We start from the raw sequence: 252 nt of genomic DNA, 5'->3' as shown, positions 1-252 counted from the left end.
CTGCCCGCGGAGCAGAACCCGGCCCTGGGCGTGCGCGGCCTGCGGGTGGACCGGCTGCTGCCGGACGTCCTGGACACCCAGCTCGGCGCGATCGCCGCGGCGGCGCGCCGGACCGGCGCCCGGCCGTGGGTGATGGCGCCCATGGTGACCACGGTCGCCGAGGCCGCGGGGTTCGCCCGCCGGGCGCGGGCGAAGGGCGTCGAGCGGGTGGGCGTGATGGTCGAGGTCCCGGCGGCGGCCCTGCGCGCGGCG

1 protein-coding gene is annotated in these 252 nt (G+C 81.3%); it reads left to right on the top strand.

All coding sequences use genetic code 11. From position 1 onward, the window contains the following. A partial coding sequence (locus FAF44_RS54155) for a putative PEP-binding protein (RefSeq protein ID WP_308193561.1) occupies positions 1 to 252 on the top strand: 252 nt, incomplete at both ends.

This window comes from Nonomuraea sp. MG754425 (assembly GCF_021699195.1).
Lineage (GTDB): Bacteria > Actinomycetota > Actinomycetes > Streptosporangiales > Streptosporangiaceae > Nonomuraea.
This window is presented reverse-complemented; position numbering and strand designations above follow the sequence as displayed.